10 protein-coding genes are annotated in these 10,875 nt (G+C 70.9%); 6 read left to right on the forward strand and 4 right to left on the reverse strand.

The features are described 5' to 3' along the window. Window positions 1–131: 131 nt before the first annotated feature. Window positions 132–932: a TrmH family RNA methyltransferase gene (locus JIG36_RS47130; RefSeq protein ID WP_203383459.1), complete on the reverse strand. Its 801-nt coding sequence runs from the start codon at window positions 930–932 to the stop codon at window positions 132–134. A 63-nt stretch (window positions 933–995) separates the two neighbouring features. Here JIG36_RS47130 and JIG36_RS47135 point away from each other — a divergent pair, with 63 nt between their 5' ends. Then, the gene (locus tag JIG36_RS47135) at window positions 996–1,751 is read left to right on the forward strand and encodes an ROK family protein (protein WP_203383460.1); all 756 of its coding nucleotides are present in this window, start codon (window positions 996–998) and stop codon (window positions 1,749–1,751) included. 1 nt (window position 1,752) lies between these two features. Further along, a complete protein-coding gene (locus tag JIG36_RS47140) occupies window positions 1,753–2,478 on the forward strand; it encodes an HAD family hydrolase (protein ID WP_203383461.1) in 726 nt (241 codons plus the stop codon). On the opposite strand, the gene JIG36_RS47145 is transcribed toward JIG36_RS47140, so the two are convergent. Together JIG36_RS47145 and JIG36_RS47150 are read right to left on the reverse strand one after the other, a co-directional pair. Next, on the reverse strand, window positions 2,475–3,728 hold the full coding sequence (locus JIG36_RS47145; protein WP_203383462.1) for an apurinic/apyrimidinic endonuclease family protein: 1,254 nt from the start codon (window positions 3,726–3,728) through the stop codon (window positions 2,475–2,477). The genes JIG36_RS47140 and JIG36_RS47145 overlap by 4 nt on opposite strands. Then, complete coding sequence (locus tag JIG36_RS47150) at window positions 3,725–4,822, reverse strand: helix-turn-helix domain-containing protein (RefSeq protein ID WP_203383463.1); 1,098 nt, start codon at window positions 4,820–4,822, stop codon at window positions 3,725–3,727. The genes JIG36_RS47145 and JIG36_RS47150 overlap by 4 nt, the downstream gene beginning before the upstream one ends. 533 nt (window positions 4,823–5,355) lie before the next feature. Between JIG36_RS47150 and JIG36_RS47155 the strand changes: the two genes are divergently transcribed. The 3 genes from JIG36_RS47155 (at window position 5,356) to galE (ending at window position 7,125) form a co-directional block, all read left to right on the forward strand. Continuing rightward, window positions 5,356–5,523, forward strand: a complete 168-nt coding sequence (locus tag JIG36_RS47155) for a hypothetical protein (RefSeq protein WP_236049816.1) — start codon at window positions 5,356–5,358, stop codon at window positions 5,521–5,523. Window positions 5,524–5,640: 117 nt separating this feature from the next. Continuing rightward, window positions 5,641–6,156, forward strand: a complete 516-nt coding sequence (locus tag JIG36_RS47160) for a GNAT family N-acetyltransferase (RefSeq protein ID WP_203383465.1) — start codon at window positions 5,641–5,643, stop codon at window positions 6,154–6,156. Window positions 6,157–6,165: 9 nt separating this feature from the next. Further along, a complete protein-coding gene (galE, locus tag JIG36_RS47165; protein ID WP_203383466.1) occupies window positions 6,166–7,125 on the forward strand; it encodes a UDP-glucose 4-epimerase GalE in 960 nt (319 codons plus the stop codon). Here the strand turns inward: galE and JIG36_RS47170 are convergent. Further along, on the reverse strand, window positions 7,115–7,750 hold the full coding sequence (locus JIG36_RS47170) for a class I SAM-dependent methyltransferase (RefSeq protein WP_203383467.1): 636 nt from the start codon (window positions 7,748–7,750) through the stop codon (window positions 7,115–7,117). The genes galE and JIG36_RS47170 overlap by 11 nt on opposite strands. Before the next feature lie 80 nt (window positions 7,751–7,830). On the opposite strand from JIG36_RS47170, the gene JIG36_RS47175 reads away from it, so the two are divergent. Then, window positions 7,831–10,872 carry a putative bifunctional diguanylate cyclase/phosphodiesterase gene (locus JIG36_RS47175; protein WP_203383468.1) on the forward strand — a complete coding sequence of 1,014 codons (3,042 nt, stop codon included), beginning with the start codon at window positions 7,831–7,833 and terminating at the stop codon, window positions 10,870–10,872. Window positions 10,873–10,875: the final 3 nt, after the last annotated feature.

Consider the following 10,875-nt stretch of genomic DNA (forward strand, 5'->3'; position numbering starts at 1 on the left):
GCGCGGGCGGGTCATTGGGCGTGCGCGCGGGCGGGTCATTGGGCGTGCGCGCGGGCGGGTCATTGGGCGTGCGCGCGGGCGGGTCATTGGGCGTGCGCGCGGGCGGGTCATTGGGCGTGCGCGCGGGTGGGTCAGGGGCGTGCGCGCTGGCGGGACGTCTCGTAGAGCGCGACCGTGGCCGCCGCGGCGGCGTTGAGCGAGCTGGCCGCCCCGGTGATCGGGATCCGGACCAGCACGTCGGCCGCCGAGCGCCAGGCCGCGCTGAGCCCGCTCGTCTCGTTGCCGATCAGCAGCGTGGTCGGGCCGGTCAGGTCGTGGTCGGCGACGTCCACCGCGCCGTGCTCGTCCGTGCCGACCAGCTGGACCCCGGAGCGCGCGGCCCACTCGAGCACGTCGTCGGGACCGTCGGCCCGCATCACCGGCAGGGCGAACAGCGAACCCGTGCTGGCCCGTACGGACCGGGGATCGTACGGGTCGGCGGCGTGCCCCGAGATGACCACCGCGGCGGCGCCGAACGCGTCGGCCGAGCGGATCAGCGTGCCGACGTTGCCCGGGGTCGAGGGCCGGTCGAAGACCACCACCAGCAGATGCGGGTCGTCCGCGGCGGGCAGCGGCGGCTCCTCGGGCAGGCCGACCACGGCGATCAGCTCGGCCGATTCCTTGTCGGCCAGCTCGGCGACCAGCTCGGGGGCCATCGCGACCGGGCGCGCCCCGCTCTTCTCGATCATCTCGCGGGCCCAGGCCGACAGCGACCGGCGGTCGGGATAGATCAGGTCGCGGATCTCCCAGCCGTGGTCGACGGCGAGCGAGATCGGGCGTACGCCGTGCACCAGGAACTCGCCGGAGCGGTGCCTCTTCGTACGGTTGGTGAGCAATGCCTGCCACTGCTGGAAGCTCGCGTTGCGGGTGCTCACCTTCACGGCCCTGGACACCGCAGCGACGATACCGGGTCACAATTGCTGTGCGAGGAGGTGTACTCCGTGCAAACTGGCGGCGTGGCTTTCACCCTGACGATCGACTGTGGCGGCGGCGGCATCAAGGGTTCCGTGCTCGACGAGGCGGGGACCATGCGCGCCCAGCCGTTGCGCGTGCCGACCCCGTACCCGTTGCCCCCCGAGCTCTTCGTGAAGACCCTGGTGCAGCTCGGCGAGCGGCTGCCGTCCCACGACCGGGTCACCGTCGGCATGCCGGGCATGCTGCGGCACGGCGTGGTGGTCGCGACGCCGCACTACATCACCCGTTCCGGCCCGCGGACGAGGATCGACCCCGAGCTGCAGGACGCGTGGTTCGGGTTCGACGCCCGTACGGCCCTCGAAGACGCGTTCGGCCGCCCCACGCTGGTGCTCAACGACGCCGAGGTGCACGGGGCCGGTGTGGTGGCCGGCACCGGCTGCGAACTGGTGCTCACCCTGGGGACGGGGCTGGGCTGCGCGCTCTTCGACGGCGGTTCGCTCGCACCGCATCTGGAGATGAGCCAGGCCCCCGTACGGTGGGGAATGTCCTACGACACGTACATCGGCGAGCATGAGCGTCGTCGTCTCGGTGACGCTCTCTGGTCCCGCCGCGTGCGCAACGTCGTCGAGGGGCTGCGGCCGGTGTTCCTGTGGGACCGGCTCTATCTCGGTGGTGGCAACTCGCGCCTGATCACCCCGACCCAGCTCGCGCGCATGGGTGACGACGTGGTGGTCGTGCCGAACACGGCCGGCATCGTGGGCGGCGTGCGCGCCTGGACGCTGGGGCCGACCCGCTGACATGCGACCCGCTGCGATCCTGCTCGACTTCGGCGGCGTGCTGGCCGACGCGCCGCCGCAGCGCACCGCGCCGCCCGGGCTCGTGCTGCGCATCTTCAACCTGACCCATGGCACGCTGACCCCGGGGGAGATCCAGCGGTCGCTCACCGAGGGTGCGGTCGCCTACGCCGCGTGGCGTGACGAGGACTGGCCGGACGAGCTGAGCCAGGCCGAGGTGTGGGAACGGTTCATCCTGCCCGGGTGGCCGCCGGCGGCCCAGGTTCCCGTACGCGGTGCGGTGCGCAAACTGAGTTACGAGTGGGCCTGGCGGGACACGTGGGCGCTGCGCCCCGGCATTCCCGAGGCGCTGCACGCCGCCCACGACGCCGGCATCGTGCTGGCGGTCGTGTCGAACACCCTGTCGGGCTCCGCCCACCGCGACTTCCTCGACAAGTCGTGCCTGGGCGACCTGTTCGCCACGCAGATCTACAGCGACGAGGCCGGCGTCCGCAAACCCAACCCCCAGATGATCTGGAACGCCACCGACGAGCTGGGCCTCGACCCGGCCGCCTGCTGGTTCGTGGGCGACACCCCGCGCCGTGACATCGTCTGCGGCCGCCGGGCCGGCATCGGCCGGGCCGTGCTGATGCCCTCGCCCCGCACCCGCTCCGAGCCGGGTGGCCCCACCCCCGACGACACGGTCGAGGACGGTTTCGGCCTGTTGACCCTGATCGAGAAGAACCTCTAGCTCTGGGCGGTCCGCATCGCCACGTGCGACAGGCCCAGCTCGGCCAGCGCCTTCTCGGGGTCGTCGAGGCAGGACGAGCGCTGGCTCAGGAACCGCCCCCAGGTGACCAGGTCTTCGCGCCACGCCCCGACGAACGACGCGCACAGCCAGGGGTTGATGTCGAGGCTGCGGGCGCGTGCCGCCCGCAGCGACGCCTTCATCAGCTCCCGGCGCGGCGGGTCGTCGACGTGGTCGTCGAGCCGGTCGAGCACATAGCTGAGCAGACCCTGGCGGCGGGACAAGAAGTCGCCCCAGAAACCCGCGTCGCCGGACTTCGGCTGGGAGCCGCCATCGAGCAGCCAGAACAGGCCTTCGGCGAGCGTGTCACCCAGTTCCTCTCCGGTGGCGCGGCCGGCCGAGGCGAACGGGTCGTAGGAGCGCTGGTACATCGAGCCCGAGACGGCCGCTTTGAACGGCACTCCGTCGCCGAGCAGGAAGAACCAGTCCTCGTTGTAGATGTTCGGGAAGAACGAGCGGGTCTGCGTGGGGTCGACGATCATGGCGCCGCCGCCGATGAAGCTGTCCTGGACGCCGCCGACGGCCCGGTAGGCGTGACAGACCACGGAGTTGTCGGGGTAGCCGGTGTTCTGCAGCCCGACCGCCCGGAACTCCCCGCTGTCGAGGTGGCGGGCCGCGCCGTTCAGTTCGACCGCCCGCAGCTTGGCGATGTCGTCGTCCAGGAACAGCACCCGGCTCCAGCCGATCATGCGGCCCAGCAGCAGGCCCAGGTTGCGTTTGAGGCTGAGGTCGCTGCCGTGCACGAAGCCGTTGCGGGCCAGCACCTCGTCGCTGCGGAACCGGGGCATGTCGGGCCGGTTCTCGTGCAGGTCGACCGCGATGACGTCGACGCCGAACTCGTCGCCCAGCTCGACGGCGCGCCACGCCTGGGCCGGCCCGCTGCAGAGGGCGACGAGCCGGCAGCCGAGCTCCTGGGCGGCCGCCATCGCGTCGCGCAGCGCGTGGTGCGGCCGGAACGTCGGCACGACGATGGCGTCGATGCGGCGCTCGACTCTTTCGGGGAGGCAACCGTGGCCGGGCGAGTCGTGCGAGGGCTGATCCGGCTCACCCCCGCGGTCGGGCGTGTCGGTGCGGTCGACCAGTGCGGCCGGCAGGAACGAGAGCAGGTGGGTATGAGAGCCGTGGTGCAGTTCCTGGGCGCTCGGTGCGGGGACGGGCAGGTCTCGAACCACCGGGCGGACGGCGCGCGTCATTCGCTCTTCTCCGACCATGTGTGGAGCACCGTGTGGGGGTTGTTCCAGTCGGGAGTCACCACGACCCGTTCATTCAGCACCGGCACCCGGAAGAGGATGCTGTACGAGTCGTGGTCGCCGAACCGGTGCTCGAGAAAGTCCGCGTTCTTGTCCCGGAGTTCCCTGTCGGTCAGCGCACGGACCGTGCCCAGCACCCCGCGGCCGAACATCCCGTTGCAGAGCGTCACGGTCCGCTCGGAGTTGTACGGATTCGGTCCTCGGAAGAAGTAGCCCACGTCTTCCAGCAGCACCTGCCGATCGCCGTCCTGCTCGACCACCGGCGTGTACGACTGTGACGCGTCGTCGGTCACCCGGAAACACCCTCGGTTCATCGGGTGCTTCTCGGAGATCTGGGTGATCGGTGCGTTGATCCGCCACATGATGTCCTTCGACGCCGCGTTCCAGTCCACACCACCGAGAACGACCAAGTGCCCCGTCGTGTCGTCACGGCGCAGGCTGGCGACGCTGCGGAACTCGACCCGGAGATCCGGGTTGACCGCACGGATGTGCCCGTAGAGCTCGAGCAGCGCGTCGAGATCGGTGAGCCGGGACAGTTCCGAGTAGTCGGGGTCGGCCGGATCGCCGTGCGGCACCACGGCCAGTTCCTTCGGCGGCAGCTGAGGGCAGACCAGGACGACCGGCCGCTCGGGGTCGGCATTGGGGAAGTACCACGGTCCGCGGCCGACCAGGGTGTCGCGGTTGACCCAGTTCACCGCGGGCGAGTCACCGGCGGCCGCGTCACGCAGACGGGTCAACCGGCCCAGAAGCTCGGCGCGCTGAGCGACCTCGACCGGCGCCAGGTCGCGCTCGGGGAGGAGCCGAAAGGGCTTCTTCTCCACTGACCGCGGAGTGCTGAAGAACGTCGCGTACTGCTCGATGCGCTCGATCGGTGGCGTCACCGGGTCGACCGGGCGCTCCCACGAGGAGATCAGCGCGATGCTGCAATCCAAGGCGCGCGCCAGGTTTCCCTGTGTGATCTTCAGGCCCAGGCCGTCGAGGCGGAGGTTTCGCAGCCGGGCGGAGAGCTCGACAGCCGGATCTTCAGTTGGCTGCACCGCTGTCACCTCCTAATTTCAGCTCTGGACTGAAATGTTATACCGCCTGCGTCTCGCGAAGTCGAGCGATTTGGGAGTCGCAACCTGCTCACCGTGGGCGATGTGCAGGTTGTGCGGGAGGATCATTGAAAAAGCTTGCATGGATTGCCTTGAGGCGAACTGGAAGCTTAACCTGATATCAAGAGTCATAAAGTCAACAGCTGAAATTCTAGCTGAAAGACTGCGGGAGGTGGCCCCGTGAAGCTCCCCAGGATCCGACCTTCGATCCGCGCTCCGACCCGACAGAGTCGTCCGGTGACCGATCCGCCGACCGTGACCGATCTCAGCGGCTGAGCCCCAGCGTGACAGGGCCCCGCAACGGCGTCCTCCGCGAGGCGTCGAAAGCGAAGCACCCCCGGTGGCAGCCGAAGGTGCTCCCGAAGTGGTGATTTCAGGGCTAGCTGAAGGGCACTCACTCCATGTCTAGTGTAGACCGTTTTCAAACCATTTACCTGGCCTCCGCCGACGCGGCGAGCCCCCTCGGCGGTCGTTTCGTGATCATCATGGTGGCGATCGGCGTTCTGATCCTGACCGCCAAGCAGATGAGCCGCGCGGTCGGCCCGGTCGTCGGGATCCTCAAGGCCGCCCTGGCCGCGGTCGCGAGCTTCGCGCTGATCGCGGTCGCGGTCGCGCTTCTCGTGTTCGCCCTCCTCGCGCAGTGATCTAGGACCTATCCGGTGCGCGGCTGCCCGGCTCGGATCGACAGCCGCGTGCCGCGCAGGGAGTATCGATCCTCAGGGGGTCACCCGGAAGGGTGCCGGGGGGAGGGCGAACAGTACGTGACCGGGGTGCGGATAACGGAGGCGAACGAGCAGGACGTCGAGAAGTTCGTCCGGGACGAGGATGACCGGGATTTCTTCCTCGACCGCCTTCGTCGTCGAGGCGCGCAGGGCGGGAGGGTCTTTCTCGCCATCGACGGCGATCGCGCTGTCGGATACGTCTACCTACGGCTGGAGACCGCTGAGGAACTCAAGCTGCGGTTGCTGTTGAACAAGGCGCCGCTGCTGGAGAGGCTGCGGGTGGAACGGGAGAACCGGCTCCAGGGAATCGGTCGGATGCTCGTGACCATGGCGGAGGCGACCGCATGGGTACACCGGCGCCGGCAGGTTGCGTTGGGCGTGGTGGTCGCGCGGAAGCCGAAGTCTCCGGTGCCGACGAGCCCGATCGGCTTCTACCGCAAGCTTGGTTACTCGGAGTGGCGATTCGGCCGCATCAAGACGTACAAGGATGGCCGAAAGAGCGAAATCGAATACTGTCGCGTGTTCGTCAAGAAGCTGACTCCGCCGACCGCGTAGGTTGCGGCGGTGACCTGGATCGTGACCGGCGGCGCGGGCTACATCGGCGCGCACGTCGTGCGGCGGATGCGCGTATCCGGCCTGGATGCGGTGGTCTTCGACGACCTGTCCGGCGGCCGGGCCGACCGGCTCCCCGGCGACGTCGAGCTGGTGCGGGGCTCGATCACCGAACCCGACGACGTGAACCGGCTTCTCCGGGGGCGCCGGGTCGACGGCGTGATCCACCTGGCCGCGCTCAAGTCGGTGGCCGAGTCGGTCGCGGAGCCCGGGCGGTACCAGTCCGTCAACGTCGACGGCATGAAACACCTCCTGTACGCGATGCGTGAGGCCGGCGTATCGAGGATGGTCTTCTCGTCATCGGCCGCGGTCTACGGTCGGCCCGCCGGGGGGACGGTTTCCGAGCGGTCCCGCGCCAACCCGATCAACCCGTACGGCCGCACCAAGCTCGACGGCGAGCGCCTGATCAAGGAGTACGGCATCCGGTCGGTCGTCCTGCGGCAGTTCAACGTCATCGGCGCCGGCACCCACCCGCATGCGGCCGACACCGGCACCACGAACCTGCTGCCCGCCGTGTTCCGGGCGATGGCGCCCGGCGCCGAACCGGTTGCCGTCCTGGGCGACCGTTACGACACCCCGACCGGCACCGGGGTCCGCGACTACGTCCATGTCGCCGATGTGGTGCGGATCTACCTGGACGCCATCGACCATCTGCGGTCGGGCGCGGGTGAGGACCAGTTGATCGTCAACGTGGGCACGGGTGCCGGGCACAGCGTCCGCGATGTGCTGAACGCGGTCGGCGAGGCCGCGGACCGGCCGGTGCCGTTCCGCATCGCTCCACCGCGCGACGGCGATGTTCCCGCGATCGTGGCCCGGACCGCGCGCGCCGCGCAGCGCCTGCACTGGAAGGCGGAGCTCAGCTTCGCCGAGGCCGTCCGGTCCGCGTGGGAGGCGTGGCCGGTCAGCGGTTGACCAGCTGCCAGACCTTCGTACGGCGGGTGGGCACGCTCTCCAGCGAGACCGGCACCGGGATGTCGTGGACAGCCCGCTCGATCAGGCCCGAGTCGGGCAGGTAGGCCCGGCCGGGGTCGCCGACCAGCACCAGGGAACCGCGGCCGGCCGCGCGGCGCAGGAACGGCAGCACTCGGGCGGCCATCTCGCGGCTGTAGAAGACGTCGCCGGCCAGCACCACGCCGTACTCGTCGTCGGTGTCGAGGATGTCCGCCTCCAGGGTGCGGACCTCGACGTCGTTGGCGATGGCGTTGGCGGTGGTGGCGGCCAGCGAATACGGGTCGATGTCGTTGGCCGTGACCGGGCGGGCGCCGGCCACCGCGGCCGCCACCGCGACCAGGCCCGAGCCGGTCGCGAGGTCGAGAACCGAGCGGCCGGAGACCAGGTCGGGGTGGTCGATCACATGCCGGGCCAGGGCCTGCCCACCGGCCCAGGCGAAGGCCCAGAACGGTGGCGGCTGCTCGGCGCCGAGCTCCTCCGTCTTCTCCCACAGCGCGATCGGCTCGTCCGCCTGGAAGAGGGTGATCTCGGGGACGAACGGGACGGGCGCGGGGGCGGTGTTGCCGCGGATGAACTCGAGAAGCACCAGACGATTGTGCCCGGTTCCTCAACCTGGCCCGCGCCGGACCGATCAGACGGACCGTCCCCCACAGAGAAGGAACCCCTATGCCGGCACGGTGGGCCGCCGCACTCTTCGGCGGCTGGATGGCGGTGCTCGCGGTGGCCTTCGTGCTGGTGCCCACCGGCGCGCAGACCCCGGTACGCCTGCTCGCCGGTCTCACGGCCGTCGTCGTGGTGACCCTCGGCGTGCGGCGCAACCGGCCCGCCCACCGGTTCCCGTGGCGGATGCTCACGACCGCGCTCGTGCTCTCGGTGCTGGGCACCGGCCTCTACCGGGCACCCGACTGGGCCCACTCGGTGCTGCCGGACCTGGTCGACGTCGGCTCGCTGCTGGTGCTGGTCAGCTATCCGGTGCTCGCCGTCATGCTCGTGGCCCTGGTGCGCCGCCGGGCCGGCAATCCCCGGGACCGGGCCGCGCTGCTCGACTCGCTGACCGTCACGTCCGGAGTCGCGCTGCTCGTCTGGAGCTTTTTGCTCGGCCCCAACCTGCGCGGGTCGGTCGCCGAGACCTGGCAGCAGATCGCGTTCCCGCTCGGCGACCTGCTGCTGGTCGGCCTGCTGGCCCGGCTGTTCGTCAGCGGCGTCACGGCCCGCGCCGGCCGGCTGCTCGGCGCCGGGCTGGTGCTGATGCTGATCAGCGACGTCGGGTACGAGATCTCGCTGCTCGACGGCACCACCACCATCGTCGGCCTCGGCCGTATCGCCTTCTACACCGCCGCCGGCCTGGCCGCGCTGCACCCCTCGATGGCCGAGCTCGACCGCCCGGCCGGGCTGCCCGTCGCCCAGCTGGGCCGGGGCCGCCTCGCCCTGCTCGGGATCGCCTCGATGATCTCCCCGGCCGTGCTGCTGGTCCGCATGGTGCGCGACGGAGAGGTGCCCGACCTGACCGTGGTCGCCGTGCTCAGCGCGCTGACGTTCCTGCTGGTGCTGGCCCGGATGGCCGACATCATGGCGAGCCACCGGCTGGCCCTGGGCCGGGAACGGGCGCTGCGCGAGGCCTCGGCCGCCCTCGTCTCGGCCGCCGACACCGAGGAGGTCGGAGCGGCCGTCCGTACGGCGGTGGCTCATCTGCTTCCCCCGGACACCCCGCACGGGGTCGTCCTGGCCGTCACCATCGCCGAGAACGGGCCGCTCTCACCCGAGGCCTCCGAGCAGGCGGCGCTGGACCGCTCGACCGGAACCGCCGCCCGGCTGGTGCCGACCCGCGACGTGGACTGGGCAGTGTCGGTACGGCTGGCCCACCACCCGCTGACCCTGCGCTGCCCGATGGTGCTGGCCGACCGGCCCACCGGCGACCCGCTCGTCGGGGTGCTGCACGTGGCCGCCCCGGCGCCGGTGCTGCCCGGGCTGCTGCGCGCGATCGAGGTGCTGGCCACCCAGGCCGCCCTCGCCCTCGAGCGGATCGGGCTCAGCCAGGAGGTGATCCGCCGCAACAGCGAGACCTATTTCCGGACGCTCGTGCAGAAGACCTCCGACGTCATCCTCATCGTCGACGAGGCGGACCGGATCCGGTACGCCAGTCCCTCCGCGACCACCGTGCTCGGCGCCGACCCGACCGGGTTCGACATGCCCGCCGTGATCCACCCGGCCGAGAGCTCGCGCCTGATCGAGGTGCTGGCCTCCCTGCGTACGGGGGAAGGGTCTGCCGAAGGCCTTGATTTCCGCGCCGTGACCGCCGACCGGGCCGAGGTCGTGCTCGAGATGCACGGCCAGGACCTGCGCTCCGACCCGACCGTGGCCGCGCTCGTGCTGACCCTGCGCGACGTGACCGAGCGACGCCGGCTCGAGGCCGAACTGACCCACCGGGTGTTCCATGACGCGATGACCGGGCTGGCCAACCGGGTGCTGTTCCACGACCGGCTCGGCCACGCGCTGGCCCGCGGCGCCCGCGACGGCTCGGTGGTCGGCGTCCTGTTCATCGACCTCGACGACTTCAAGAAGGTCAACGACACGCTCGGGCACGCGGTGGGTGACCAGCTGCTGATCGGCGTGGCCAACCGGATCGCGGGCGCCCTGCGGGCCGACGACACCGCGGCCCGGCTCGGCGGTGACGAGTTCGCCGCGCTGGTCGAGAACGTGCAGGACCCGGGCGCGGTCGAGGAGACGGCCCAGCGGATCCTGGCCGCGATGGCCGAGCCGATCATCCTCGACGACGGCTCCGAGCTGACCGCGGTGGCCAGCATCGGCATCACCACCACGCCCGAGGCCGACACTGCGGACGAGCTGCTGCGCCAGGCCGACCTGGCCCTCTATGTGGCCAAGGGGGCCGGCAAGAACCAGTGGCGCCGCTACCAGGCCCACCTGCACGGCGCGATGGTGGAGCGGCTGGAACTGCGCTCGGCCCTCGACCACGCGGTGCACGAGGGCCACTTCCTGCTCGCGTACCAGCCGATCGTGGATCTGACGACCGACGAGGCGGTGGGCTTCGAGGCCCTGGTGCGCTGGCACCACCCGACCCGCGGGGTGATCGCGCCGGCCGAGTTCCTGGAGGTCGCCGAGGAGAGCGGCCTGGTCGTGCCGATGGGCCGCTGGGTGCTCGACCAGGCCCTGCACACGGTCGCGCAGTGGTGGCGGACGTTGCCGCGCAGCCGCCGGCCGTACGTCAGCGTCAACGTGTCGGCCCGGCAGTTCCGCGAGGGCAACTTCGTCGAGCAGGTGAAGCAGTCCCTCGCGTACGCCGGGGTGCCGCCGCAGGCGCTGATGCTGGAGCTCTCCGAGGCCCTGCTGGACGGCGGGCACGACGCGATCTGGGACGACCTGGCCGTGCTGCGCGACTTCGGCGTCGGCATCGCGGTCGACGACTTCGGCACGCGCCACGCGTCCCCCGGCGACCTGCGCCGCCGCCCGGTCGACGTGGTGAAGATCGACAAGGGTTTCGCCGACGACACCACGCTGATCGCCGGCCTGGTCACGCTGGCCCGCACCCTGGGCCTGACGGTGATCGCCGAGGGCGTCGAGTCCCCGGCCCACCGCGACCTGCTGATCCGGCTGGGCTGCCCGCTCGGCCAGGGCTACCTGCTCTCGAGCCCGCTCGACGGCACCGAGGCCCTGAGCCGGATGTCCGGCCACCTGCCGCTGGTCGCCTAGAAA

This window comes from Paractinoplanes ovalisporus (assembly GCF_016834655.1).
Classification (GTDB): domain Bacteria; phylum Actinomycetota; class Actinomycetes; order Mycobacteriales; family Micromonosporaceae; genus Actinoplanes; species Actinoplanes ovalisporus.